Genomic DNA, 22,900 nt, shown 5'->3' with positions numbered 1-22,900 from the left:
AGAGGCGGCGACGGCATGGCCAGGACGACGGACGGGAGCGGCACCCCCGTCCCCCAGAGGCTGCTGGCCGCCGCCACCCGCCTCTTCGCCGAGAACGGGTACGACAGGACCTCGGTCCAGGAGATCGTCGAGGCGGCGGGCGTCACCAAGGGGGCGCTCTACCACTACTTCGGCTCCAAGGAGGACCTGCTCCAGGAGGTCTACGCGCGCGTGCTGCGCCTCCAGCAGGAGCGGCTCGACGCCTTCGCCGACGCGGACGCGCCCATCGAGCGGCGACTGCGCGACGCGGCCGCCGACGTGGTGGTCACCACCATCGAGAACCTCGACGACGCGTCCATCTTCTTCCGCTCGATGCACCACCTCAGCCCCGAGAAGAACAAGCAGGTACGGGTCGAGCGGCGGCGCTACCACGAGCGGTTCCGGGCCCTGATCGAAGAGGGCCAGGCTGCCGGGGTGTTCTCCACGGCCACCCCGGCCGACCTGGTGGTGGACTACCACTTCGGGTCGGTCCACCACCTGTCCACCTGGTACCGGCCGGACGGCCCGCTCACCCCGCAGCAGGTCGCCGACCACCTCGCCGACCTGCTGCTGCGGGCCCTGCGCCCCTGACCGGGGCTACAGGTACTTCTTCAGCTCCCGGCGGGCCAGCGAGCGCTGGTGGACCTCGTCGGGGCCGTCCGCGATACGCAGGGTCCGCGCCGCCGCCCACAGGTCGGCCAGCGGGAAGTCCTGGCTCACCCCGCCCGCGCCGTGCACCTGGACGGCCTTGTCGATGATGTCGAGGACCGTCCGGGGCGTGGCGATCTTGATGGCCTGGATCTCGGTGTGGGCGCCGCGGTTGCCCACGGTGTCCATCAGCCAGGCGGTCTTCAGGACCAGCAGCCGCAGCTGCTCCACCGCCACGCGCGCGTCCGCGATCCACTCCTGCACCACGCCCTGCTGGGCGATCGGCTTGCCGAACGCCGTCCGGGCCGCCGCGCGCCGGCACATCAGCTCGATGGCCCGCTCGGCCATCCCGATCAGCCGCATGCAGTGGTGGATCCGGCCGGGCCCGAGGCGGGCCTGGGCGATGGCGAAGCCGCCGCCCTCCTCGCCCACCAGGTTCTCCACGGGCACCCGCGCGCCGTGGAAGAAGACCTCGGCGTGGCCGCCGTGCGAGTGGTCCTCGTACCCGTACACCTGCATGGCGCGGCGGACCTCGACGCCCGGGGTGTCGCGCGGAACCAGCACCATCGACTGCTGGCGGCGGACGTCCTCGTTGTCCGGGTCGGTCTTGCCCATCACGATGAAGATCTTGCAGTCGGGGTTCATCGCGCCGGAGATGTACCACTTGCGGCCGGTGATGACGTACTCGTCACCCTCCTTGGCGATCCGGGTCTCGATGTTGGTGGCGTCCGAGGAGGCGACCTCCGGCTCGGTCATCGCGAACGCCGAGCGGATCTCCCCGGCCAGCAGCGGCTCCAGCCACTGCTTTTGCTGCTCGTCCGAGCCGAACTGGGCGAGCACCTCCATGTTCCCGGTGTCCGGCGCCGCGCAGTTCAGGGCGGTCGGCGCCAGGTGCGGGGAGCGGCCGGTGATCTCGGCGAGCGGCGCGTACTGGAGGTTGGTGAGCCCGGCGCCGTGCTCGGCGTCCGGCAGGAAGAGGTTCCACAGCCCCTGGCTGCGGGCCTCGGCCTTCAGCTCCGCCACCACGGCGGGCGTGTCCCACGGCGACTTCAGCTGGAGGCGCTGCTCGTGCGCGGTGGTCTCGGCCGGGTAGACGTACTGCTCCATGAAGGTGAGCAGCTTGGCGCGCAGCTCTTGGGTCCGTGCGTCGAATGCGAAGTCCATGGCGGGAGTTCAGCCTTCCTGCGGTGACTGGAGGGTGGTGAGGCCGTGGTCGATGAAGACCGGCACCAGGTCCCCGATGCGGTCGAAGCCCGCGCCGACGGTCTGGCCCAGGGTGTAGCGGTAGTGGATGCCCTCCAGGATCACGGCGAGTTTGAACCAGGCGAACGCCGTGTACCAGGAGATGGCCGAGGTGTCGCGGCCCGAACGGGTGGCGTACCGCTCGATCAGCTCGGCCGGGGTGGGGTGTCCGGCGGCCCCGGCGGTGGTGGAGACCGGAGAGTCCTTCACCGTCAGCTCGGCGCTGTACATGACGAGCAGCCCGAGGTCGGTCAGCGGGTCCCCGAGGGTCGACATCTCCCAGTCGAGGACCGCCTTGATCTCGTCGTCGTCCCCGACGAGGACGTTGTCGAGCCGGTAGTCGCCGTGGATGACCGTGGGGGCGGGGGAGACGGGGAGCTCACGGCCGAGCGCCGCGTGCAGCTCGTCGATCCCGGCCAGCTCGCGGTTGCGGGAGGCGTCGAGCTGCTTGCCCCAGCGCCGCAACTGGCGGTCGAGGAAGCCCTCCGGGCGCCCGAAGTCGCCGAGGCCGACCGCCTCGGGGTCCACCGCGTGCAGCTCGACCAGCGTGTCCACCAGGGCGAGGATCGCGGCCCGGGTCCGCTCCGGCCCCAGCGGAGCCAGCTGCTCCGCCGTGCGGTACGGGGTCCCGGCCACGTACTCCATGACGTAGAACGGCGCGCCGAGGACCGAGTCGTCCTCGCACAGGAGCAGCGGCTCCGGCACCGGGACCGACGTCGGGTGCAGGGCGCTGATCACCCGGTGCTCGCGCTTCATGTCGTGAGCGGTGGCCAGAACATGACCCAGCGGGGGCCTGCGGACCACCCACTGGCCGCTGCCGTCCGTCACGATGTACGTCAGGTTCGACCGGCCGCCCTCGACGAGCCGGGCGCTGAGCGGTCCGTTCACGAGCCCCGGCCGCGCGCGGTCGAGGTGGGCGCGCAGCCGCTCCGGGTCGAGGCCTGGCGGGACTGTGCTCATGGCGGGGTACCTCCGGGGACGGCGATCGTGTCACAGACACGCTACCGACCAGTCGGTATGTCGTCCAGATGCTGCCGCGCATCCCGTGCGGCGAGCCGGGCCGCTTCAGGGGGGCGCGCGGCGGTCAGGGGGCGCGGCGGTCAGAGCAGCATCGCCACCGCGAACAGCGCCAGCGCCGCCACGCACGCCAGCGCCGCGACCGCCTCGCGGGCCCGCAGCACTCCGGGGCGGGCCGAGCGGGTCAGGGACTGGATGCGGTGGTGGGCCACGGCGAGGAAGCCCAGCCAGACCAGGCCGCTCAGGGCCGCCGCCACCAGGGCGACGGGCGTCCGGCCGCCGTGCAGGGCCTGCTTGGCCGCGAGCACGGCAGCCACCGTGCAGGACAGCGTCGTACGCCGCCAGGCGAGCCGGGTCCGCTCGGGCTGGAGGCCGGGGTCCCGGTCGGGCGCGCCCGTCACCCGGCCCAGCCGAAGACGACGACCACCACCATGACGACGGCGACCACCGCCACCGTCACGCTCAGCAGGGTGGGGAAGCGCGAGACGGGCAGGTCCTCGCCGCGCCGCATCGCCCGCTCGCACCGCACCCAGTGGTTCACGGCCCGCAGCGCGCACAGCACCCCGGCCGCCAGCAGCGCCAGCGCGAGCCCGACCCGTACGCCCCAGCGCAGGTCCGGCAGGAACTGGTCGACCGCGAAACCGCCGCCGACCAGGGCCAGCGAGGTCCGGATCCAGGCCAGGAACGTACGCTCGTTGGCCAGCGAGAACCGGTAGTCCGGCGTCTCGCCCTCCTCGCCGATGCGCTCGGGTGCGAACCACAGCCGCAGGGTCTGCGCGATGCTGATCACCTTTGCACACTACCCGCAGGGGATCACCCGTCCCGGTGCGCGCGCAGCCGCCGGTACGCGTCGAGCCCGTCCGGCACCCACTCCCAGGTGTCCAGCCGCCGCTCCACCTCGGCCTCGGGCAGGAAGTCGTGCCAGGCGACCTCCTCGACCTGCGGGTGCACGGGCAGCGTGCAGCGCACCTCGTACACGGCCGACCACCACGTCTGCCGCCCGTCCGCCCCGCCCTCGTAGAGGAACCTGAACAGCGGTACGGGCCGGGGCAGCCCCGACACGCCCAGCTCCTCCTCGGCCTCGCGCAGGGCGGCGTCGTCGTAGCTCTCGCCCGCCCCGACGACACCGCCGACGAACATGTCGTACAGCGAGGGGAAGACCAGTTTGACCGGGGTGCGCCGGTGGACGAAGACCCGGTCCTCGGCGTCGCGGGCGAGGACGAAGACGCAGCGGTGGCGCAGACCGCGGGCGTAGGCCTCGCCGCGGGGCGCCCGGCCCACGACCCGGTCGTGCTCGTCGACGATGTCGAGGATCTCGTCGGCGGGGGAGGGCGGAGGGGAGCTCATACGGCCCATCCAACCACCGGGCTCAGTGCGGCTGAAGGTCGCGGACGGGTTCCTTCGGGCCGGTGCCGGACGGCATCGCCGGGTGCAGCCCGAGCAGGATGATTCCGGCCACGATGGCGGCGAGTCCGCACGCCTCCCAGGCGAGCGCCCCCGCGTCGGTACGCAGCTGGTCGCCCAGGAAGCCGATGCCGCAGGCGATCCCGGCGAGCGGCTGGGCGGCGGTGAGGGCGGGCAGCGACATCCGCAGCGGGGCGGTCTCGAAGGCGCTCTGCACCAGGATCAGGCCGCTCACGCCGAGCGCCACCACGCCGTACGGCTGCCAGCCCGTCAGCATGTGGGCGAAGCCGTCGGCCCTGAACCGTTCGCCGCTGACCCGGGTGAGGGCGTCCTGGAGGCCGTAGAGGCACCCGGCGGCGACGGCGAGGAGGGTGGGGCCGGCGCTGAGGCGGGACCGCTTGGCGAACACGGTGAGGACGAGCGCGATCCCGACGACGATGCCGGTGATCAGCCAGTGCCGCAGGGGCCCGGCGACGTCGTCACCGCCGCGCGGCTGGCCCGCCACCATGAAGGCGGTCACCCCGCCCGCGAGCAGGGTGATCCCCGCCCAGCCCTGGCGGCCCAGGGACTGCTTGGTCTGCCAGCGGGACAGGGCCATCGCGAAGAAGAGATTGGTGGCGAGGAGGGGCTCCACCTGGGAGACCTCGCCCTGGCCCAGTGCCAGCGCACCCAGCACCATGCCCGCGACCATCAGCCCCATGCCCGCCAGCCACCGGGGCACCCGTACGAGGTCGAGCAGCAGCCGCGGCGAGAGGAAGTCGCTCAGCGGGGCGTGCTGGGCGGCGTTCTGCTGGAGCACGAACCCGAAGCCCAGACAGCAGGCCGCGCCCACGGCGAGAGCGAGGACGAGAACCGACACGTGGGACACCTTCAAGTGCGGCCGGGGTTTGTGAACTTGCTCGACGATAGCGCCCCAGGCGCCCTGCCGCCTCCCGAGCACCCCGCCTCGGCCCCCTTTTGGCCCCGCTGCCACCCCGGCCACCACCGGGGGCTCCGCCGCGGCCCTCGTGTTCGCCCGCGGGCCGACGGGGCCGGTTGCGCGTCGGCCGCGTGCGGGTTGTCGGCGGCCGGCCCCGCAGTTCCCCGCGCCCCTGAAGGCCGGCCGTTGGTTGGGTGCGGGCCGCGTGTGGCTGGTCGCGCAGTTCCCCGCGCCCCTTGGGGGTCTGGACTCCTGCTTTGTCTGCGGGCCGCGTGTGGCTGGGCGCGCAGTTCCCCGCGCCCCTGAAGGTCGGCCGTTGGTCGGGTGCGGGTCCGCTTGGGCTGGTCGCGCAGTTCCCCGCGCCCCTGAAGGTCGGCCGTTGGTCGGGTGCGGGTCCGCTTGGGCTGGTCGCGCAGTTCCCCGCGCCCCTTGGGGGGCTGGACCCTTGTTTTGTCTGCGGGTCCGCTTGGGCTGGGCGCGCGGTTCCCCGCGCCCCTTGGGGGGCCGGTCGCGTCGGGCGGGTGCGGGTGGCGGTGGCTGGGTGCGCAGGTTCCCGTGCCCTGCAAGATTCGGTTGTTTGCGCCCCCGCGCGGCTGGGCCGCTCCGCCGATGCCGCGCAGCGGCATTTAAGGGGCGCGGGGAACTGCGCGACCAGCCACATGCGGCCCGCAGGCGAAGAGGGGTCCAGGGGCGAAGCCCCGGAGTGGGGCGCAGGGGCGCAGCCCCGGGCGAGTCGTCCTGGCGGCCCCCGCCCCCGGAGGGTTTAGGGAAGGGGTGGGGTGGGGGCCAACCCCCCGGGCCACCCCCCATGTTGAACCCCGAAGCACGCCCACCCGACCTTGACGTGGAGCATTGGGTACCGCTTTGCTGTCCGCGATCACCCTGTCACCGAACCACCAACCCCGCCAACCCCACCAGCCACACCCGCAAACACCAACCACCCCCCGGGAAGTACGCGGATGCCGCCCCCGCCCCCGCTCGGCCGCCCCCGCAAACGCGGCGGACGAGCCTTCGACCCGGCGCTCGACGACGCCGAACTCGTCGCCGTCCGCGCCCAGTTGGCGCAGGGCCGGTGGACCAGGGTCCGCTCGCTGCTGGCCGCGACCGGCGACGACTGGGACCGCCGCGGCCACCGCCTCACCGTCCTGGGCGAGCCCGCCACCTCCGCCGGCTGGGCCCGCGAGTGGCTGCTCGCCGAGCCGGACAGCGCCGACGCCGCCGCCCTCTACGCCTGCGCCCTCGTCTCCCGCTGCCTCAACGGAAAGCGCGACCGGGGCCAGCTGGACCGTGCCCGCGACGCCTGCCTGGAGGCCGCCCGCCTCGCCCCCGCCGACCCGACCCCCTGGCTCGCCCTGCTCGCCCTCTCCCGCCGCCTCGGCTCGGACAACGAGACCGAGCAGATCTTCACCGAGGTGTGCTCCCGGCACCCGGACCACCACCACGCCCACCACCTGATGGCCGCCCGGCTCGCCGAGCGCCGTCCGGGCGACGGCGCCGACCCCATGCACGAGGTGTACGCGTTCGCCGCCGCCTCCGTGGCCCGCGCCCCCGCCGACTCCCCGCTCGCCCTGCTCCCTCTGGTCGCCCACGCCGAGCGCTACCGGGTGCTCGCGGCCGAGGGCGCGGCCCCGGGCGACCCCGTCGACTCGGAGCACTGGACCGGCCGCCGTGCCCGCCAGGTGATCAAGTCCGCGTTCGACTGGTGGCTGGAGTGGGAGCGCGAGGACCACCCCCGGGCCGGCGTCGACCTCAACTTCCTCGCCCACGCCAAGCACTGCGAGGGCCGCCCCGCCGAGGCCGCCGCCCTCTTCCACCGCATCGGCCGGCACTTCACCCCCGCCCCCTGGTCGTACCCGGACCGGGACCCGTACCGCGCCTTCCAGGCCGCCCGCAGCGCCGCACTCGGCACCGCCTAGCCCCACCCGGCACACCGGCACCACGGCACACCGGCATCACCCCCGCGTCCACCGAAAGGGCACCCCCGCCATGTCGAGCGACACCAGACAGATCCGTACGTACAAGGGGCAGGAGAGAGCCCTGCGCGCCGACCGGCTCGGCACCTCCGGGCTGCTGCTCTCGGTGCTCGCCGCGAGCGCCCCGCTGATGGTGGTCGCCGGTGTCATGCCCACCACGTACGGCGTGATGGGCATCGTCGGCCAGCCCCTGCTCTTCCTCATCCTCGGCGCCGTCCTGGTCCTGTTCAGCTTCGGGTACGCCGAGATGAGCCGCCACGTCCACAACGCCGGCGCGTTCTACGCGTACATAGCCAGGGGCCTCGGCCCCACCGCCGGTTCCGGCGCCGCCTTCGTGGCGCTCGTCGCCTACAGCGCCCTCCAGGTCGGCATCTACGGCATGTTCGGCTTCGAGGTCTCCAGCCTCTGCGCCACCTACCTCGACACCGAACTCGCCTGGTGGATCCCGGCGCTGGCGGCGGTCGCCGTGGTCGGCGCGCTCGCCTGGCTGAAGATCGACCTCAACGCCAAGGTCCTCGGCGTGCTGCTCGTCATCGAGGTCGCCCTGGTCGTCGTCTTCGACTTCGCCGCCGTCGCCGACCCGGCCAAGGAAGGCCTGTCGCTGCACGCCTTCAACCCGTCCACGCTCTCCGGCGCGGGCATCGGCACCGCCCTGTGCTTCTGCATCGCCGCCTTCACCGGCTTCGAGCAGGCGCCGGTGTACGCGGAGGAGACCAGCCGCCCGCATCTGGTCGTCTCGCGCGTGATGTTCCTGGCCGTCGGCTTCACCGCCGTGTTCTTCGCGCTCAGCTCGTGGGCGCTCACCGTCGCCACCGGCCCCGCGGGCATCGTCGACGCGGCCCGCAAGGACGGGCCCGGGCTGCTGTTCGGGCTCACCGAGGACCGGCTCGGCACCACTTTCACCGACGTGCTGCACGTCCTCTTCGTCACCGGGATGTTCGCCGCGCTGCTCAGCTTCCACAACGTCGTCGCCCGGTACGTCTTCGCCATGGGCCGCGAGGGCCTGCTGCCCGCGGCGTTCGGCCGGACCAACCACACCAGCGGCGCCCCCGGCACCGGCTCGCTGCTCCAGAGCGTGATCTCGCTCGTGGTCGTCGTCGCCTTCGCCGTCACCGACGACAAGCCCACCGGCGACCCGACCGCCGCCGTGCTGCACCTGTTCACCTGGATGGGCAACGTGGGCGCCCTCGGCGTGATCGTGCTGATGGCCGCCGCCTGCTTCGCGGTCATCGCCTTCTTCGTCCGCAGGGGAGCGGCCGCGGCCCAGCTGTGGCGGCTGCTCGCCTCGGGCATCGCCGGGGTCGCGCTCGTCGTCATCGCGGTCTACACGGTCAAGGACTTCGACGTCCTCGTCGGCGCGGGCCCGGACTCCTCGCTCAGCTGGCTCCTGCCCTCGATCATCGCGCTCGCCCTGGCGGCGGGCGTGGCGTACGGCCTCGTCGTACGGGCCGTGCGGCCCGAGGCGCACGCTCGGATCGGCCAGGGCAACGAAGCCTTCCAGCTGGAGAAGCTGGAGAAGGCGGCGGGACGCGCCCAGGCGTAGGCCCAGTTCGAGCGTGCGTGAACTCTGACCAAACGATGACGGTGTGCCGCGGCCCCTGGTGTCCGGGGGCCGCCGGTGCTCGAATCGGGGGGTGAAACCCGAACCACCCGATCCACCCGAACCGTCCGCCGCCGAGAGCGCCCCGGTGGGCCGCCGGATCGTGCTCGGCATGCTCGGCCTCGGCGTCGCCGGCGTCGCCGCCGCCCCGGTCCTCCAGCGCGGCCTGGAGTCCTTCCTCGGCGCCGCCGCCGGCAAGGACCCCACCGGCCTGACCGGCCTGCTGCCCAACGGCGGCGGCTTCCGCTACTACTCGGTCGCCGCCTCCGTACCGCACAAGCGCGCCGCCGACTACCGGCTCACCGTCGACGGCCTGGTCGACCGCCCGGCCACCTACACCCTGGACACGCTGCGGGCGCTGCCCCAGACGCGGCTGGTGCGGGACGTGCAGTGCGTGACGGGCTGGCGGGTGCCCGGCACACCGTTCGCGGGGGTACGCCTTTCCCGGCTCCTCGACGCGGCCGGGGTGCGCCCGGGCGCCGGGGCGGTCCGCTTCACCTGCTTCGACGGCACGTACACCGAGAGCCTCACGCTCGAACAGGCCCGCCGTGACGACGTGCTGGTGGCCCTGAGCATGCAGGACAAGCCCGTGTCGCACGCGCACGGCGGCCCGGTCCGCCTCTATGTGGCGCCCATGTACTTCTACAAGTCGGCGAAATGGCTCTCCGGGATCACCGTGACGGGCAAGGTGCGGCGGGGATTCTGGGAGGAGCGGGGCTATGACACGGATGCCTGGGTCGGCCGGTCCAACGGACGCGACGACCACCCCACGAGCTGAACAGGCCGCGCGCGTAAGGAGGTTCACCCGCGCCGAGCGCTGGGTGCACCGGACCAACGCGCTGGTGTTCGGCGTGTGCGTGCTGTCGGCCGCCGTCCTCTATCTGCCGCAGCTGGCCGAGGCGGTGGGGCGCCGGGAGCTGGTGGTGACGGTGCACGAGTACTCGGGCGTGCTGCTGCCCGTACCGGTCCTGGCGGGGCTTGCCTCCCGGGGCTTCCGCGCCGATCTGCGCCGCCTCAACCGGTTCGGGCCGCACGACCGCCGCTGGCTGCGCTCGGCGCTCACCCGGGACGAACGCCCGCGTACGGCGGGCAAGTTCAACGCCGGGCAGAAGGTCTACGCGGGGTGGATCACCGGGGCCGCGCTCGTCCTGATGGGCACCGGTGTGTTCATGTGGTTCACGCGTCTGGCGCCGCTGCCGGTACGCATCGGCTCGACGTTCGTCCACGACTGGCTGGCGCTGGCCGTCGGGATCGTACTGACGGGTCATGTGACCATGGCGCTCCTCGACCCGGAGGCACGCCGTGGCATGCGCACCGGGTCGGTGGGGCGCTCATGGGCCCGGCGGGAGCACGGGCTGTGGCTGGAGGAGCTGGAGGAGCTGGAGGAGCTGGACGAGCTGGACGAGCTGGACGAGCTGGGCGAGGTGGAGGGCGATCGGGAGCGCGGTCGTCGCCTAGATCACCAGTGACAGCAGCAGCACGAACCCCAGCGCCACCACAGAGATGATCGTCTCCATCACCGACCACGTCTTGACCGTCTGGCCGACGTCCATCCCGAAGTACTCCTTCACCAGCCAGAATCCCGCGTCGTTCACGTGGCTGAAGAAGAGCGAGCCCGCGCCGACCGCGAGGACCAGCAGGGCCGTGTGCCCGGTCGACATGTCGGCGGCCAGCGGCGCCACCAGCCCCGCCGCGGAGATCGTCGCCACCGTGGCGGAGCCGGTCGCCAGCCGGATCGCGACCGCGATCAGCCAGGCGAGCAGCAGGGCCGGGATGGACCAGTCCTTGGAGACGTCCAGGATCATCTGCCCCACGCCCACATCGATCAGCGTCTGCTTGAAGCCGCCGCCCGCGCCCACGATCATGAGGATGCCCGCGATCGGGGCGAGCGACTTCTCGACCGTCGTGGAGATCCGCTCCTTGCTGAACCCGGCGGCCCGGCCCAGCGTGAAGATGGCCACCAGCACGGCCGCGAGCAGCGCGATCAGCGGGGAGCCGATCACGTCGGTGACCCGCTGGAGGTGGTTCTTCGGGTCGTCGACCACGATGTCGACCAGCGCCTTCGCCAGCATCAGCACGACCGGCAGGAGCACGGTCGACACGGTCGCGACGAAGCTCGGGCGCTTCTCCAGGTCCTCGGAGGGGCGGGCTGGAACCATGCGGTCGGGCGCCGGGATGTCGACCCAGCGCGCCGCGTACCTGGAGAAGACCGGCCCGGCGATGATCACCGTGGGGATGGCCACCAGGACGCCCAGGGCCAGCGTGACGCCCAGGTTGGCGCCGACGGCGTCGATGGCCACCAGCGGGCCCGGGTGCGGCGGGATCAGCCCGTGCATCACCGAGAGACCGGCGAGCGCCGGGATCCCGATCCGCATCAGCGAGTAGTTGCCGCGCTTGGCGACGAGCAGCACCACCGGGATCAGCAGCACGATCCCGACCTCGAAGAAGAGCGGCAGGCCGATGATCGAGGCGATGACCACCATCGCCCACGGCATCGCGCGCCCGCCGGACTTGCCGGCCCTCGCCAGGATCGTGTCGACGATCTGGTCCGCGCCGCCCGAGTCGGCGAGCAGCTTGCCGAGTATCGCGCCCAGCGCGATGAGCACCCCGACCCCGGCGACGGTGTTGCCCAGGCCCGTGGTGAAGCTGGTGATGGCCTTGTCCAGCGGCGCCCCCGCGAAGGCGCCCAGCGCCAGCGAGCCGATGGTCAGGGCGAGGAAGGCGTGCAGCTTGAACCTGGTGATGAGCAGGACGATGACGGCGATGCCGGCGAGCACGGCGATCCCCAACCGGGCGTTGCCCGCCGAGGTGATCGGCTCGGCCGCGCCCGCCGCCAGGATCTCGACGCTGAGACTGGTCACGGTGTGGTCCTTAACTGGCGAATCAGTGGGCGAGAACTGGCGAATCAGTGGGCGAGCCGGCGCAGCGCGGCGACGGCCCGGTCGGTGATGTCTTCGGGGGTGCCCGCGACGTCGACGGCCACGCCGGCCTCGTCCGGCTGGAGCGGCTGGAGCGTGGCGAACTGCGAGTCGAGCAGCGCGGTGGGCATGAAGTGGCCCCGGCGCTCGCTCATCCGGTGCTCGATGAGCTCCCGGTCGCCGGTCAGGTGCAGGAAGACGAGGCCGGGGGCGGCCGCCCGCAGCCGGTCGCGGTAGGCCCGCTTGAGCGCGGAGCTGCTGACCACCCCGCCGAGGCCGGCCCGGCCGTGCGCCCACTGCCCGATCGCGTCCAGCCAGGGCCACCGGTCGTCGTCCTGGAGCGGGACGCCGGCCGACATCTTGGCGACGTTGGCCGCCGGGTGGAAGTCGTCGCCCTCGGCGTACGGAACGCCGAGGGCGGCGGCGACCAGGGGGCCGATGGTGGTCTTGCCGGTGCCGGCCACGCCCATCACCACGACGACGTGGGGGGTGCTCATAGCGGTGCCTCGCTGTCTTCGTCGACATCGATGTGGTCCGGGCGGGGGCCGTTTCCGGCCATCCGTCCGTCGCGCTACTGAAACCCAAAAGGTGCGACGTATTCAAGACCCTGTGATGAATAAGTAATACTTTTCTGAGGGGCCGCCCTGCGTGCCCGTCCTGCCCGGTGCGCACCGCCCCGTACGCTTTGCCCATGACCACACAGGCCCAGGGACTGCACGCACAGGTGCTCGACACCCTCGGCCGCGCGATCACCGCAGGCGAGTACCCGCCCGGCAGCGTGCTGCGCGGCGACGAGCTCGCCCAGCGCTTCGACGTCTCGCGCACCGTGATCCGCGAAGCGATCCGGGTGCTGGAATCCATGCAGCTGGTCGAGTCCCGGCGCCGGGTCGGCGTGACCGTCCGCGCCACCGAGCAGTGGAACGTGTACGACCCCCAGGTCATCCGCTGGCGGCTGGCCGGATCCGATCGGCCGCGCCAGCTGCGCTCGCTGACCGTGCTGCGCTCGGCCGTCGAGCCGGTCGCCGCCGGGCTCGCCGCCCACCACGCCACCCCCGAGCAGTGCGCCGCCCTCACCGAGCAGGCGCTCGGCATGGTCGCCACCTCGCGCGGCCGCCAGCTGGAGGGCTACCTCATCCACGACGTGGCCTTCCACCGGATCGTCCTCAACGCCTCGGGCAACGAGATGTTCGCCCGGCTCGGCGACGTCGTCGCCGAGGTGCTGACGGGCAGAACCCACCACCGGGTGATGTTCGAGGACCCCGATCCGGCGGCCGTCACCCTGCACGTCCAGGTGGCCGAGGCGGTCCGCGAGCGGGACGCGGAACGGGCCGAGAGACTCACCCGCGAGATCGCCGTCGGCGCCCTCAAGGAATTGGACGTACTCGCCCCGTAAAGCTCAGATTTAGCTCAGATTCATCACAGTTCTGCCCGTACGTGACATTGGCCACTGCCAAATGCCCCGTCGAGCCGCGACGATGTCCCGAATCAGCCACGCCGCGGGTGACCCCACAGAGCTCTCCCCGCGCCACCGGCCACATCCGGGACGGCACCGGCACAGCCCGGTATCGCACGACCGCATGACCCCTCACGAAGGCGATACACCTACATGAGTGACCGCACCATGCCTGCGGCCGAGACGTCGGCGCCCGCGCCGACGCAGGGCACCCCCCACATCGACGCCGGTGACGCCGGTTACAGCAAGGACCTCAAGTCCCGCCACATCAACATGATCGCCATCGGCGGCGCGATAGGCACCGGCCTGTTCCTCGGCGCCGGCGGCCGGATGGCGGGTGCCGGCCCCTCGCTCGCGATCGCCTACGCGGTCTGCGGCGTCTTCGCTTTCTTCGTCGTACGGGCCCTCGGCGAGCTCGTGCTCTACCGGCCCTCCTCCGGCGCCTTCGTCTCGTACGCCCGTGAGTTCATGGGCGAGAAGGGCGCCTACACGGCGGGCTGGCTGTACTTCCTGAACTGGTCGACCACCGCCGTCGCCGACATCACGGCGGCCGCGACCTACGCCCACTTCTGGGCCATGTTCAGCGACATCCCGCAGTGGGTGCTCGCCCTGATCGCCCTGGCCGTGGTCCTCACCGCCAACCTGATCTCGGTGAAGTACTTCGGCGAGATGGAGTTCTGGTTCGCGATCATCAAGGTCGCGGCCCTGGTCGCGTTCATGCTGGTGGGCATCTACCTGGTCGCCACCCAGCACAGCGTCGACGGCAACACCCCGGGCCTGGCCAACATCACCGACCACGGCGGCATCTTCCCGATGGGCATGCTGCCGATGCTCCTGGTCGTCCAGGGCGTGGTCTTCGCGTACGCCTCGGTCGAGCTCTGCGGCGTCGCGGCGGGCGAGACCGAGAACCCGCAGAAGATCCTGCCCAAGGCGATCAACTCGATCATGTGGCGCGTTGGCATCTTCTACGTCGGCTCGGTCGTCCTGCTCGCGCTGCTCCTGCCGTACACCCAGTACTCCGGCGGCCAGAGCCCCTTCGTCACCGTCCTGGACAAGCTCGGCGTGCCGGGCGCGGCCGGCGTGATGAACCTGGTGGTGCTGACCGCCGCGCTCTCCAGCCTCAACTCGGGCCTCTACTCCACCGGCCGGATCCTGCGCTCGATGGCCGTCGCGGGCTCCGCGCCCAAGTTCACCGCCCGGATGAACAAGGGCCAGGTGCCCTACGGCGGTGTCCTGCTGACCGCCGGCTTCGGCGCCGCCGGTGTCGCCCTGAACAAGCTGATGCCCGACGACGCCTTCGAGATCGTGCTGAACTTCGCCTCGATCGGCATCCTCGGCACCTGGGCGATGATCATGATCTGCTCGCTGCTGTTCTGGCGCCGCTCCCAGGAGGGCCTGCTCACCCGCCCCTCCTACCGGCTGCCCTGGGCCCCGTACACCCAGATCATCACGCTGGCCTTCCTCGCCACCGTGCTGTATCTGATGTGGTACGGCGGCGGCGTCGGCCGCACCACCGTCTACTGCCTGCCCGTCATCCTGGGCATGCTGGTCGGCGGCTGGTTCCTGGTCCGCAAGCGGGTCACGGAGCTCGCGGCCAAGTAGCACCGCGTACATACGAGAAGGGCGGCATCCCGGCGCGGGGTGCCGCCCTTCGCCATGCGCCGGGTAACGTGCGGAGGTCGGGCCCGTACACATTTCCGCCCGTACGCGTCCGCGCGTACCGGCGGTGCGAGAAAGGAAGTTCACGCATGCCGCAGCAGGTCCGAGGGGTCATCGCGCCGGGGAAGAACGAGCCCGTACGGGTGGAGACGATCGTGGTGCCGGACCCGGGGCCCGGCGAGGCCGTGGTGAAGGTCCAGGCGTGCGGGGTCTGCCACACCGACCTGCACTACAAGCAGGGCGGGATCAACGACGACTTCCCCTTCCTGCTCGGCCACGAGGCCGCCGGTGTGGTCGAGTCGGTCGGCGCCGGGGTGAGCGACGTGGCCCCCGGCGACTTCGTGATCCTCAACTGGCGCGCGGTGTGCGGCCAGTGCCGCTCCTGTCTGCGCGGCCGCCCGCAGTACTGCTTCAACACCCACAACGCCCAGCAGAAGATGAGCCTCACCGACGGCACCGAGCTCTCTCCCGCGCTCGGCATCGGCGCCTTCGCCGAGAAGACGCTGGTCGCGGCCGGACAGTGCACCAAGGTCGACCCGTCGGTCTCCCCGGCCGTCGCCGGGCTCCTCGGCTGCGGCGTCATGGCGGGCATCGGCGCCGCCCTCAACACCGGCAACGTCGGCCGTGGCGACTCGGTCGCCGTCATCGGCTGCGGCGGGGTCGGGGACGCGGCGATCGTGGGCGCCCGGCTCGCGGGCGCGGCCCGGATCGTCGCCGTCGACATCGACGACCGCAAGCTGGCCACCGCCATGACCATGGGCGCCACCCACACCGTCAACTCGCGCAGCGAGGACGCCGTCGAGGCCGTCCGCGCGCTGACCGGTGGCTTCGGCGCCGACGTGGTCATCGAGGCGGTCGGCCGCCCCGAGACCTACAAGCAGGCCTTCTACGCCCGCGACCTGGCCGGAACCGTGGTCCTCGTCGGCGTGCCCACCCCGGACATGAAGCTGGAGCTGCCGCTGATCGACGTCTTCGGACGCGGCGGCGCCCTCAAGTCGTCCTGGTACGGCGACTGCCTGCCCTCGCGGGACTTCCCGATGCTGATCGACCTGCACCAGCAGGGCCGGATCGACCTCGCCGCCTTCGTCACCGAGACCATCGCGCTCGACGAGGTCGAGAAGGCCTTCGAGCGCATGCACGAGGGCGACGTGCTGCGCTCGGTGGTGGCGTTCTGATGGCCGCCCGCATCGAGCACCTGGTCACGTCTGGCACGTTCGCGCTGGACGGCGGCGTCTGGGACGTCGACAACAACGTCTGGATCGTCGGCGACGACGAGGAGGCGGTGGTCATCGACGCAGCCCACGACGTATCCGCGATCCTGGCCGCGCTGGGCGGCCGTACCCTGCGCGCGATCGTCTGCACCCACGCCCACAACGACCACATCGACGCCGCTCCGGAGCTCGCCGAGGCCACCGGGGCGCCGGTGCTGCTGCACCCCGACGACCTGCCGCTGTGGAAGCTCACCCACCCCGACCGCACCCCTGACGGCGAACTGGCCGACGGGCAGACCGTCACGGTCGCGGGCACCGCGCTGACCGTGCTCCACACGCCCGGCCACGCCCCGGGCGCGGTGTGCCTGCACGCGCCCGGGCTGGGCACGGTGTTCACCGGCGACACCCTGTTCGCCGGGGGCCCGGGCGCGACCGGCCGGTCCTTCTCGCACTTCCCGACGATCGTCGACTCGATCCGCGAGCGGCTGCTCACCCTGCCGCCCGAGACGGTGGTACGGACCGGCCACGGCGACTCCACCACCATCGGCGCCGAGGCACCCCACCTGGGCGAGTGGGTCAAGCGCGGCCACTGAGCCCGAGCCGGTAGACGCGGTCCGCCGTGCCGCCGAAGACCTGGGCCCGCTCGTGCGGACCCAGGTCCTCGGTCAACGCGCGTGCCGTGTCGAGGACTTCGCGGTACGAGGCGGCGAGCAGGCACACCGGCCAGTCCGAGCCGTACATCAGCCGCCCCGGCCCGAACGCCTCCAGGACCGTGTCCGCGTACGGCCGCAGCCCGGACACGCTCCAGCGCTCCGGGTCCGCCTCCGTGACCAGGCCCGACAGCTTGCAGACGGTGTTCGGGAGCGCGGCGAGCGCGCGGACCGCCGAACCCCATGGATCGGTGCCGCCCGAGGCGACCGGCGGCTTGCCCAGGTGGTCGAGGACGAAGGCGAGGCCGGGGTGGCGCTCGGCGGCCCGGACGCAGGCGGGCAGCTGGTGGGGGAGGACCACCAGGTCGTACGCGAGCCCCGCGTCCGCGACCGCCGCGAGCCCCCGGGCCACGTCCGGCCGCAGCAGCCACTCGGGGTCGCGCTCGCCCTGCACCTGGTGGCGGATCCCCACCAGCCGCTCCCCGCCCGGCAGTTCCCGCAGCCGTGCCAGCTCGTCGGCGACCCCGGGCGCGGTGAGATCGGTCCAGCCGACCACTCCGCGTACGAGGGGGTCGTCCTCGGCGAGCGCCAGGAACTCTGGGGTCTCCTCGGCCACGGTGACGGTCTGCACCAGCACGGTGGCCGTCACCCCGGCGGCCCGCGCCCGCGGGCGCAGCTCGTCGAGGGTGAACGTGCGCCGCAGCGGGGCGAGTCGGGGCCCGGTGAGCCACTCCTGGTCGCGGACGGAGAGGTCCCACACGTGGTGGTGCGCGTCGACGACCAGCGCCTCCGTCTCCCGGTGGGGCGTCACAGCTTCCACACCACCGGCAGGGAGGCGTCCGCGCCCCCGTCGGAGTAGTCGTGGACGACATCGAGCAGCTCGGCCATCCGGGCCTGCCAGGCGATGTTCACCGGCAGCTCCTCCAGCTCGGCCAGCAGCCGCGCGTAGTCGGCGCACTCGATCAGATGGAACAGCTCGGTGCCGCTGCGCCAGATCGTCCACTCCGTGACCCCGGCGGCCCGGATCGCCGCCGTCAGCTCCTGTGGCACCTCCTGGTGCGCGGCCTCGTACGCCTCGACCCGGTCGACCCGGACCCTCGTGTGCAGCGCCACCCTCATACGCCCAGCTCCTCCCACAGCGCCTGCGGAACCGACTGCCCGAACTGTTCGGCCGCGTCCCGGACCTCGGCCGCCGAACGCGCCCCCACCAGCACGCTCGCCACCGCCGGGTGCCGCAGCGGGAAGGCGAGCGCGGCGGCCCGCAGCGGTACCCCGTGCGACTCGCAGACCGCCTTGATCCGCAGCGCCCGCTCCACGAGGTCCGGGGGCGCGGCCGCGTAGTCGTAGGGGGCGCCCGGCCGGGGATCGGCGAGCAGCCCCGAGTTGAAGACCCCGCCGACCACCACGCTCTTGCCGCGCGCGGCCGCCTCGGGCAGCAGCTCGTCGCCCGCCCGCTGGTCGAGCAGCGAGTACCGCCCGGCGCACAGCACCGCGTCCACGTCCGTCTCCCGGACGAACCGGGCCAGCGGCCCGGCCTGGTTCATCCCGGCCCCTATGGCCCGTACGACGCCTTCCGCGCGCAGCCGTTCAAGGGCCGGATAAGCCTCGTCCAGGGCCTGTTCGGCGTGGTCGTCGGGGTCGTGCAGGAAGACGACGTCGATCCGGTCCAGGCCGAGGCGCCCGAGGCTGTCCTCGATGCTGCGGCGCACCCCGTCCGCGCTGAAGTCCCAGCGGCGGCGGTGGGTCGCGGGCACCGCGAACCCCTCCGCGAGGTCGTCGCCGTACGGCCCGGCCACCGGCTCCAGGACGCGGCCGACCTTGGTGGACACGGTGTACGCGTCCCGGGGGCGGTCCCGCAGCGCCGCGCCGAGGCGGCGCTCGGAGAGGCCGAGGCCGTAGTGCGGGGCCGTGTCGAAGTAGCGGACGCCGACGTCCCAGGCGGCGTCCAACGCGTCCCGGGCGGTGGCGTCGTCGACCTCGCCCAGGAGGTTGCCGAGCCCTGCCGCGCCGAAGGACAGCGCACTGACGAGGCAGCCGCTGCCGCCCAACTCGGTGAGGCGCATGCCCGCATATTTATCAGATGTATAGCGGCTCCCGGCACCCCCAAGACCCGAATTTCCGTCCCGGAAGCCACTATTGGTCCGATGAATCAGCCTCGGCTGGCGGCCAGGCGGCGAGTCGAAGCCCGCTCTCGAACCTCCGCTCCCGCCCGTCCACCGGATCCGTGAACTCCAGCACCTTCGCCAGCAGTTGCAGCGGGCGGGTGAAGTCGTCCGGCTCCGGCTCCTCGGCCACCACCGGATACACCGGGTCGTCGAGGATCGGCAGCCCGAGGCCGTTCATGTGCACCCGCAGCTGATGGGTGCGCCCGGTCGCCGGGAGCAGCCGGTAGCGGCCGAGGCCGCCTCGGCGCTCGACCAGCTCGATCCGGCTCTCGGCGTTCGGCTCGCCCGCCTCCTCGCGCGCGGCGATCACCCCGCGCTCCTTGACGATGCGGCTGCGCACGGTCACCGGCAGCGCCACGCGCGCGTCGTACGGGGCGACGGCCTCGTACTCCTTGCGCACCCGCCGCTCACCGAACAGGTTCTGGTACGCGCCCCGGTCCTCCGGCCGCACGACGAACAGCGCGAGACCGGCGGTCAGCCGGTCGAGGCGGTGCGCGGGCTGGAGGGCCGGCAGGCCGAGCTCGCGCCGCAGCCGGGCGACGGCGGTCTCGGTGATGTGCCGCCCCCGGGGCGTGGTGGCCAGGAAGTGCGGCTTGTCCGCGATCACGATCCGCTCGTCGCGGTGGACGATCCCGATCCCGAACGGCACGGGCACCTCGGGCGCGAAGTCCCGGTGGAACCAGACGTACATGCCCGGCCGGTACGCGAGCCGGTCGTCCACGGGCCCGTCGACGGTCAGGAACCGCCCGCCGCGCACCATCGCCTCCACGCGCTCGGCCCCGATCGCCCCGCCGAACCGCTCGACCAGATGCTCCCGGACCGTCCCCCAGGCCCCGCCCGGGTCGGCGGGCAGCCGCACCCGCACCGGGTCGATGCCGTCGCGCTGGGGGAGCGGGGCGGCGGGGATCTTGGGTCGATGTCTCACAAAAACAAGAAAACCCCAGCTCAGCTGGGGTTTTCAAGTGGTGTCCGAGGGGGGACTTGAACCCCCACGCCCGATAAAGGGCACTAGCACCTCAAGCTAGCGCGTCTGCCATTCCGCCACCCGGACAAGGTGTCTGTCTCGCGGGCCGTGCCCGTTCCGACGTGGAAAACAATAGCAAACATCTGGGGGTGCTCGATCACCCCCGTGGCCTGCGTGAACGTCGTATGTCGACGGGAAGCCGCCCTTGGGTGGGCGGGGGGCGCGGGGGAGGATGAGGTGGACTCAACGGAGCGGCAGCGGCAGCGGGAGGAAGCAGCGTGAGCGAGTCGAAGGCGGCACGGGGCGTGACCGGCGAGGACGAGGTCGTCGACCTCTGTCGCGATCTGATCAGGATCGACACCAGCAACTACGGGGACCACTCCGGTCCGGGCGAGCGGGCGGCGGCCGAGTACGTGGCCGAGAAGCTCGCGGAGGTGGGGCTCGAACCGAAGATCTTCGAGTCGCACACCGGCCGGGCCTCCACCGTGGCCCGGATCCAGGGCGAGGACCCGTCGCGGCCCGCGCTGCTCATCCACGGCCACACCGACGTCGTCCCGGCCAACGCCGACGACTGGACGCACCACCCGTTCTCGGGCGAGATCGCGGACGACTGCGTCTGGGGGCGCGGCGCGGTCGACATGAAGGACATGGACGCGATGACCCTCGCGGTCGTACGGGACCGGCTGCGCAGCGGCCGCAAGCCCCCGCGCGACATCGTGCTGGCCTTCCTCGCCGACGAGGAGGCGGGCGGCACCTACGGGGCCCGCTACCTCGTCGACAAGCACCCCGACCTGTTCGAGGGCGTCACGGAGGCGATCAGCGAGGTCGGCGGCTTCTCGTTCACCGTCAACGAGAACCTGCGGCTCTACCTCGTGGAGACCGCCCAGAAGGGCATGCACTGGATGAAGCTGACCGTGGACGGCAGCGCCGGCCACGGTTCGATGATTCACAAGGACAACGCCATCACCGAGCTCTCCGAGGCGGTCGGGCGGCTCGGGCGGCACAAGTTCCCGGTGCGCGTCACCAAGACCCTGCGGCACTTCCTCGACGAGCTCGGCGACGCGCTGGGCACCGAGCTCGACCCGGAGAACATGGACGAGACGCTGGCCAAGCTCGGCGGCATCGCCAAGCTCATCGGCGCCTCGCTCCAGAACACCGCCAACCCGACCCAGCTGGGCGCCGGCTACAAGGTCAACGTGATCCCGGGGCAGGCGACCGCGCACGTCGACGGCCGCTTCCTGCCGGGGTACGAGGAGGAGTTCCTGGCCGACCTCGACCGCATCCTGGGCCCCCGGGTCCGGCGCGAGGACGTGCACGCCGACAAGGCGCTGGAGACCACCTTCGACGGGGCGCTGGTCGACGCCATGCAGTCGGCCCTGGTGGCCGAGGACCCGATCGCGCGCGCCGTGCCGTACATGCTCTCGGCGGGCACCGACGCCAAGTCCTTCGCGGACCTCGGGATCCGCTGCTTCGGCTTCGCGCCGCTGAAGCTGCCGCCGGAGCTGGACTTCGCCGGGATGTTCCACGGCGTGGACGAGCGGGTGCCGGTGGACGGTCTGAAGTTCGGCGTACGGGTCCTCGACCGGTTCATCGACGCGTCCTGAGCTGGGGAGGTCCTCGGGCGCCGGGCCCGCCCGGTGTCCGTGGACCTCACAGGGGCCCGCTTTGGTGAAACGACACGTCAACAATCGCCCAGGCGTGCGTAGTTGACTGAGAAGAGTGAATACGTTCATAAGCTCGTAGCCCCATAACTTCCCCCTCGTTACAGGGTGTGCGGTCCGCGGCTGGGATCGCACCTTTGCCAACAAGGAGGAAGTAATGATCAAGAAGGTCGTCGCTGCTGCGGCTGTCACCGGTGGTCTGGTTCTCGCGGGCGCGGGCCTCGCCGTCGCCGACGCGGGTGCCCAGGGTGCCGCGGTGAACTCCCCCGGCTTCGCTTCCGGCAATGTCGTCCAGGCCCCGGTCCACGTGCCGGTGAACGCCTGTGGCAACACGATTTCGGTGGTCGGGCTGCTGAACCCCGCCTTCGGCAACTACTGCGTCAACAAGTGACGTCGAGCCTGAACCCGTGAGGGTCTGAGCCCGGGGGCCCCGGAGTGCGCGGCGCGCACTCCGGGGCCGCCAGGCACCCACTCCCGGGCGCAACGGTGTCCGGGAGCATCCGGAAGGTAGAAGGCAGGGAACAACCTATGCGACAGGTCACCAGAAAAGGCCTGATCACCATGGCCGCCGCCACCGGCGTCATCGCCATGGGCAGTGGCTACGCACACGCCGACTCGCACGCGAACGGCTCCGCGACCGGCTCCCCGGGCGTCGCGTCCGGCAACGCGGTCCAGGCGCCGGTGCACGTGCCGGTCAACGCGTGCGGCAACACCGTCAACATCATCGGGCTGCTCAACCCGGCGATGGGCAACAGCTGTGTCAACAAGGGCGGTTCGCACCACGGCGGCGGCGGTGCCACGGCCCATGGCCACGCGAGCAACTCACCCGGCGTCGCCTCCGGCAACAGCGTCCAGGCGCCCGTCGACGTTCCGGTCAACGCCTGCGGCAACGGCGTCACCGTGATCGGGGCCCTCAACCCCGTCTTCGGCAACGACTGCGCCAATGTGTCCGAGGGGGGCCACCACGCCGGGACCCCGCACCACCCCGGCAAGCCCGGTCACCCCGGTCACCCCGGCCACCCCGGCAAGCCCGGTGAGCCGTGCGAGGGCGAGCACCCCGGCACCCACCGCCCCGGCACCCCGCACCACCCGGGCAAGCCCGGGAACGGGGTCAAGCCGATCCACCGGACCAAGCCGGTCCAGCACCCGCACACCCCGGGTGCTCCGGGCACCCCGGCCGCTCCGCAGGGCCCGGGCACCCAGGCCGTGACGGCCCCGCAGGCAGCGGGCGCCCTGGCCCACACCGGGTCGGACGCGCTGGGCATCGCCCTCCCGGCCGGCGCGGGTCTGCTGCTCGCCGGAACCACGCTCTACCGCCGGGCCCGCTCCGGCGCGTAAGCGGAGCCGCCCACCAGAGCGGCAGGAACCAGACAGAACGGATCGGGCCCCGCGACCGCC

24 protein-coding genes and 1 tRNA gene are annotated in these 22,900 nt (G+C 72.2%); 12 read left to right on the top strand and 13 right to left on the bottom strand.

Annotated elements, in window-relative coordinates; all coding sequences use genetic code 11:
* The first annotated feature begins 15 nt into the window (after window positions 1-15).
* A complete protein-coding gene (locus AB0G17_RS03770) occupies window positions 16-609 on the top strand; it encodes a TetR/AcrR family transcriptional regulator (protein ID WP_361375338.1) in 594 nt (197 codons plus the stop codon).
* Between the two features lie 6 nt (window positions 610-615).
* On the opposite strand, the gene AB0G17_RS03765 is transcribed toward AB0G17_RS03770, so the two are convergent.
* The 6 genes from AB0G17_RS03765 to AB0G17_RS03740 form a co-directional block, all read right to left on the bottom strand.
* Window positions 616-1,830, bottom strand: coding sequence for an acyl-CoA dehydrogenase family protein (locus tag AB0G17_RS03765; protein ID WP_361375123.1), 1,215 nt, complete (start codon window positions 1,828-1,830; stop codon window positions 616-618).
* A 9-nt stretch (window positions 1,831-1,839) separates the two neighbouring features.
* Window positions 1,840-2,868 (bottom strand): phosphotransferase family protein, encoded by a 1,029-nt coding sequence (locus AB0G17_RS03760; RefSeq protein WP_361375121.1) that lies wholly within the window; start codon window positions 2,866-2,868, stop codon window positions 1,840-1,842.
* A 140-nt stretch (window positions 2,869-3,008) separates the two neighbouring features.
* Window positions 3,009-3,326 carry a DUF202 domain-containing protein gene (locus AB0G17_RS03755; RefSeq protein WP_361375119.1) on the bottom strand — a complete coding sequence of 106 codons (318 nt, stop codon included), beginning with the start codon at window positions 3,324-3,326 and terminating at the stop codon, window positions 3,009-3,011.
* The gene (locus AB0G17_RS03750) at window positions 3,323-3,715 is read right to left on the bottom strand and encodes a DUF202 domain-containing protein (RefSeq protein WP_361375117.1); all 393 of its coding nucleotides are present in this window, start codon (window positions 3,713-3,715) and stop codon (window positions 3,323-3,325) included. Before AB0G17_RS03750 ends, AB0G17_RS03755 begins: the two co-directional genes overlap by 4 nt.
* Window positions 3,716-3,738: 23 nt before the next feature.
* Window positions 3,739-4,272, bottom strand: coding sequence for an NUDIX domain-containing protein (locus tag AB0G17_RS03745; protein WP_361375115.1), 534 nt, complete (start codon window positions 4,270-4,272; stop codon window positions 3,739-3,741).
* Window positions 4,273-4,294: 22 nt separating this feature from the next.
* The gene (locus AB0G17_RS03740) at window positions 4,295-5,188 is read right to left on the bottom strand and encodes a DMT family transporter (RefSeq protein ID WP_361375113.1); all 894 of its coding nucleotides are present in this window, start codon (window positions 5,186-5,188) and stop codon (window positions 4,295-4,297) included.
* Window positions 5,189-6,207: 1,019 nt separating this feature from the next.
* On the opposite strand from AB0G17_RS03740, the gene AB0G17_RS03735 reads away from it, so the two are divergent.
* From AB0G17_RS03735 to AB0G17_RS03720, 4 genes are all read left to right on the top strand, one after another.
* Window positions 6,208-7,164, top strand: a complete 957-nt coding sequence (locus AB0G17_RS03735) for a hypothetical protein (RefSeq protein ID WP_361375111.1) — start codon at window positions 6,208-6,210, stop codon at window positions 7,162-7,164.
* 70 nt (window positions 7,165-7,234) lie between these two features.
* On the top strand, window positions 7,235-8,764 hold the full coding sequence (locus tag AB0G17_RS03730) for an APC family permease (RefSeq protein ID WP_361375109.1): 1,530 nt from the start codon (window positions 7,235-7,237) through the stop codon (window positions 8,762-8,764).
* 169 nt (window positions 8,765-8,933) lie between these two features.
* Complete coding sequence (locus AB0G17_RS03725) at window positions 8,934-9,599, top strand: molybdopterin-dependent oxidoreductase (protein WP_361375336.1); 666 nt, start codon at window positions 8,934-8,936, stop codon at window positions 9,597-9,599.
* Window positions 9,541-10,290, top strand: a complete 750-nt coding sequence (locus AB0G17_RS03720; RefSeq protein WP_361375107.1) for a cytochrome b/b6 domain-containing protein — start codon at window positions 9,541-9,543, stop codon at window positions 10,288-10,290. The genes AB0G17_RS03725 and AB0G17_RS03720 overlap by 59 nt, the downstream gene beginning before the upstream one ends.
* On the opposite strand, the gene AB0G17_RS03715 is transcribed toward AB0G17_RS03720, so the two are convergent.
* Both AB0G17_RS03715 and AB0G17_RS03710 read right to left on the bottom strand, forming a co-directional pair.
* Window positions 10,276-11,682, bottom strand: coding sequence for a gluconate:H+ symporter (locus AB0G17_RS03715; RefSeq protein WP_361375105.1), 1,407 nt, complete (start codon window positions 11,680-11,682; stop codon window positions 10,276-10,278). The two genes, AB0G17_RS03720 and AB0G17_RS03715, sit on opposite strands and share 15 nt — an antisense overlap.
* Window positions 11,683-11,726: 44 nt before the next feature.
* Entirely contained in the window at window positions 11,727-12,236 is a 510-nt protein-coding gene (locus tag AB0G17_RS03710; RefSeq protein ID WP_361375103.1) for a gluconokinase, read from the bottom strand.
* Window positions 12,237-12,430: 194 nt separating this feature from the next.
* Here AB0G17_RS03710 and AB0G17_RS03705 point away from each other — a divergent pair, with 194 nt between their 5' ends.
* The 4 genes from AB0G17_RS03705 (at window position 12,431) to AB0G17_RS03690 (ending at window position 16,655) form a co-directional block, all read left to right on the top strand.
* Window positions 12,431-13,132, top strand: a complete 702-nt coding sequence (locus tag AB0G17_RS03705; RefSeq protein WP_361375101.1) for a FadR/GntR family transcriptional regulator — start codon at window positions 12,431-12,433, stop codon at window positions 13,130-13,132.
* A 213-nt stretch (window positions 13,133-13,345) separates the two neighbouring features.
* Window positions 13,346-14,794: an amino acid permease gene (locus tag AB0G17_RS03700; RefSeq protein ID WP_361375099.1), complete on the top strand. Its 1,449-nt coding sequence runs from the start codon at window positions 13,346-13,348 to the stop codon at window positions 14,792-14,794.
* Between the two features lie 146 nt (window positions 14,795-14,940).
* A complete protein-coding gene (locus AB0G17_RS03695; RefSeq protein WP_361375097.1) occupies window positions 14,941-16,026 on the top strand; it encodes an S-(hydroxymethyl)mycothiol dehydrogenase in 1,086 nt (361 codons plus the stop codon).
* Complete coding sequence (locus AB0G17_RS03690; protein ID WP_361375095.1) at window positions 16,026-16,655, top strand: MBL fold metallo-hydrolase; 630 nt, start codon at window positions 16,026-16,028, stop codon at window positions 16,653-16,655. The genes AB0G17_RS03695 and AB0G17_RS03690 overlap by 1 nt, the downstream gene beginning before the upstream one ends.
* Here AB0G17_RS03690 and AB0G17_RS03685 read toward each other — a convergent pair.
* From AB0G17_RS03685 to AB0G17_RS03665, 5 genes are all read right to left on the bottom strand, one after another.
* A complete protein-coding gene (locus tag AB0G17_RS03685; protein WP_361375093.1) occupies window positions 16,639-17,523 on the bottom strand; it encodes an amidohydrolase family protein in 885 nt (294 codons plus the stop codon). The two genes, AB0G17_RS03690 and AB0G17_RS03685, sit on opposite strands and share 17 nt — an antisense overlap.
* Window positions 17,520-17,831 (bottom strand): L-rhamnose mutarotase, encoded by a 312-nt coding sequence (locus AB0G17_RS03680; protein ID WP_361375091.1) that lies wholly within the window; start codon window positions 17,829-17,831, stop codon window positions 17,520-17,522. The genes AB0G17_RS03685 and AB0G17_RS03680 overlap by 4 nt, the downstream gene beginning before the upstream one ends.
* Complete coding sequence (locus AB0G17_RS03675; RefSeq protein ID WP_361375089.1) at window positions 17,828-18,775, bottom strand: aldo/keto reductase; 948 nt, start codon at window positions 18,773-18,775, stop codon at window positions 17,828-17,830. The genes AB0G17_RS03680 and AB0G17_RS03675 overlap by 4 nt, the downstream gene beginning before the upstream one ends.
* 70 nt (window positions 18,776-18,845) lie before the next feature.
* Window positions 18,846-19,802, bottom strand: a complete 957-nt coding sequence (locus AB0G17_RS03670; RefSeq protein WP_361375087.1) for a pseudouridine synthase — start codon at window positions 19,800-19,802, stop codon at window positions 18,846-18,848.
* Window positions 19,803-19,840: 38 nt separating this feature from the next.
* Window positions 19,841-19,928, bottom strand: a tRNA-Leu gene (locus AB0G17_RS03665).
* Between the two features lie 191 nt (window positions 19,929-20,119).
* Between AB0G17_RS03665 and AB0G17_RS03660 the strand changes: the two genes are divergently transcribed.
* The 3 genes from AB0G17_RS03660 (at window position 20,120) to AB0G17_RS03650 (ending at window position 22,840) form a co-directional block, all read left to right on the top strand.
* Window positions 20,120-21,445: a M20/M25/M40 family metallo-hydrolase gene (locus AB0G17_RS03660; protein WP_361375085.1), complete on the top strand. Its 1,326-nt coding sequence runs from the start codon at window positions 20,120-20,122 to the stop codon at window positions 21,443-21,445.
* A 214-nt stretch (window positions 21,446-21,659) separates the two neighbouring features.
* Entirely contained in the window at window positions 21,660-21,893 is a 234-nt protein-coding gene (locus AB0G17_RS03655) for a chaplin (RefSeq protein ID WP_361375083.1), read from the top strand.
* Between the two features lie 137 nt (window positions 21,894-22,030).
* Complete coding sequence (locus tag AB0G17_RS03650) at window positions 22,031-22,840, top strand: chaplin (RefSeq protein ID WP_361375081.1); 810 nt, start codon at window positions 22,031-22,033, stop codon at window positions 22,838-22,840.
* The last annotated feature ends 60 nt before the right edge of the window (window positions 22,841-22,900 follow it).

Source organism: Streptomyces sp. NPDC023838 (genome assembly GCF_040639555.1).
Taxonomy (GTDB): domain Bacteria; phylum Actinomycetota; class Actinomycetes; order Streptomycetales; family Streptomycetaceae; genus Streptomyces.
This window is presented reverse-complemented; position numbering and strand designations above follow the sequence as displayed.